At 34.8% G+C, this 1,478-nt stretch carries 2 protein-coding genes; one reads left to right on the top strand and one right to left on the bottom strand.

Features of this window, described 5'->3' with window-relative positions; translation table 11 throughout:
* Positions 1 to 246, bottom strand: a 246-nt coding sequence (locus tag HMJ38_RS25040; protein ID WP_194977191.1) for a Dps family protein, incomplete at its 3' end; no start/stop codon positions are given.
* A 143-nt stretch (positions 247 to 389) separates the two neighbouring features.
* On the opposite strand from HMJ38_RS25040, the gene HMJ38_RS25035 reads away from it, so the two are divergent.
* The coding region (locus tag HMJ38_RS25035; protein ID WP_194977190.1) for a sensor histidine kinase at positions 390 to 1,478 on the top strand (1,089 nt) is incomplete at its 3' end.

Below are 1,478 nucleotides of genomic sequence, written 5' to 3'. Positions count from 1 at the left end.
GAAAGAAGAAAAAGGTCTTTCTCCAAGTGTAAGAATTCTCTCAGCTGTTTCATCTATTGCCAAAGTGGCAGCATTGTATAGTTCCTCAAATTTAGCATGAAGTTCAAAGAAATTTGGTCCCGTTACATTCCAATGAAAATTTCTTAGATTTTGGTAGTATATCTCATAATTGGCCAATAGGCTGTTTAATTTTTTGACCAAAACCTTACTTTCTTTTATTTCTAATCCAATATCGTTTGTGCTCATAATTTTTATATTTATGGTTTGTAATAATAACCATTGTTCAAAAATGAAGCCAGTAGGTTAGAAAAAGTAATTTTGTCAGATTGATAATATCTATAAGCAAATTGAGTTTTCTATAATAGTCAGCATCATCCATCTCAATCAAAATGAAGAACAAACTTCAGGACATTGCCATTTTAGATTTCTATCAGAATAAAACCCGCATTAAATGGCTTATTTTCATAAGTTCTGTAATCATTAGTTTTGGATCCATCTATTATACAAATCTTCTTGTCGAGGAACTAAAAGAGAGGGAAAGGAGACAGATTGAATTGTTTGCAATAGCCTTAGAATATGCCTCTGTCAATACTGACGCACTAAGTTTCATCAATGAAGAAATCATCAAGCAAAACAACTCCATTCCCGTAATCATTGTAGACTTGGAAGGGAACGCAATTGAAAATAGAAATATAAAATTCAAGAAAAATGCAGATTCCGAAGAGATTGATAAAGTAATTGAAAAAGAACTTGAAAAAATGAAGGCAGAATATGAACCTATCCTAATTGAGGATTCTTTTTTGGTTTACTATCGAAATTCGGAATTGCTGACTTCACTGAAATACTATCCATATATCCAATTGGCAGTGATTCTTGTATTTGGAGCTTTGGCCTATGCTGTATTTAATCAATCCAAAATTGCAGAACAAAACCGTGTGTGGGCAGGCCTTACAAAAGAAACTGCACATCAACTTGGTACTCCAATAGCTTCCTTAATGGCCTGGATTGATTACCTACGTAATTCTCCTGTTTGGGAAGAAAATAAGGAGGTAATCAAAGAAATGGACAAAGATGTCGTCAAACTCCGTATGGTGACTGAAAGATTCAGTTCAATAGGCAGTACACCATCCATACAACCTGAAAATGTGTTTTCTGTGGTAGATGAGGCAATCAATTACCTCAGACCACGAATTTCCACCAAAGTCGATATGAAAGTTAGTGGATATGCTAATAATATTGATGCCATGCTGAACAAACCTCTTTTTGAATGGGTAATTGAAAATCTTTGTAAAAATGCGGTGGATGCCATGAAAGGCCAAGGGGAAATCTCCATAGACATTATCAAAGAAAGTGAACGCTATGTATTTGTGGACATCACAGATACTGGAAAGGGCATGGAAAAAAGCATGTATAAAAAAGTTTTTAATCCAGGATTTACAACTCGTCAAAGAGGCTGGGGTCTTGGACTCACTTTGGCA

The sequence above is a fragment of the Aquiflexum lacus genome, assembly GCF_015476655.1.
In the GTDB taxonomy this organism is placed as follows: Bacteria; Bacteroidota; Bacteroidia; order Cytophagales; family Cyclobacteriaceae; genus Aquiflexum; species Aquiflexum lacus.
This window is presented reverse-complemented; position numbering and strand designations above follow the sequence as displayed.